Below are 979 nucleotides of genomic sequence, written 5' to 3'. Positions count from 1 at the left end.
AAATACCGGTAACGTAACGGTGAGTGACATTAAAATCACGGATCCGAAAGTGACGGTAACAGGTGGCCCAGTAACATTGGCTCCTGGTGCAACAGATAATACCACTTTCACTGCTTCTTACACAGTTACGCAAGCCGATGTTGATGCAGGAAGAGTAGACAATTTAGCTACCGCTACGGGTACAGATCCGAAAGGCAACCCGGTTACTGATGATTCAGAGAACGGTAACCCTACAGACCCAAATAACCCGGCTACCCCAACGTGTCCGACTTGTACGATCACGCCATTACCAGCAAGCCCTGCGATCCGCTTAACTAAAACCGGAACATTCGCTGATGCGAACAATAACGGCAAGGCTGAAGTAGGTGAGACGATTACTTATACCTTCAAGGTAGAAAATACCGGTAACGTAACGGTAAGTGATATTAAAATCACGGATCCGAAAGTTACGGTAACAGGTGGACCAGTAACGCTGGCTCCTGGTGCGGTTGACGCGACAAGCTTCACCGCGGCTTATACAGTTACGCAAGCTGATGTTGATGCGGGAAGAGTAGATAATTTGGCTACCGCTACCGGTACAGATCCGAAAGGCAACCCGGTTACTGATGATTCAGAGAACGGTAACCCTACAGATCCGAACAACCCGGCGACCCCAACGTGTCCGACTTGTACGATCACGCCATTACCAGCAAGCCCTGCCATCCGCTTAACTAAAACAGGAACATTCGCTGATGCGAACAATAACGGCAAGGCTGAAGTAGGTGAGACGATTACTTATACCTTCAAGGTAGAAAATACCGGTAACGTAACAGTAAGTGACATTAAAATCACGGATCCGAAAGTGACGGTAACAGGTGGCCCAGTAACGCTGGCTCCTGGTGCAGTTGACGCGACAAGCTTCACCGCGGCTTATACAGTTACGCAAGCTGATGTTGATGCGGGAAGAGTAGACAATTTAGCTACCGCTACGGGTACAGAT

The 979-nt window shown here is 48.8% G+C and carries 1 protein-coding gene; it reads left to right on the top strand.

Annotated features, from left to right (window positions below; translation table 11 throughout):
- Positions 1-979, top strand: a 979-nt coding sequence (locus SOM16_RS23020) for a DUF7507 domain-containing protein (RefSeq protein WP_320466349.1), incomplete at both ends; no start/stop codon positions are given.

Source organism: Pedobacter sp. CFBP9032, assembly GCF_034045265.1.
GTDB lineage: Bacteria > Bacteroidota > Bacteroidia > Sphingobacteriales > Sphingobacteriaceae > Pedobacter.
This window is presented reverse-complemented; position numbering and strand designations above follow the sequence as displayed.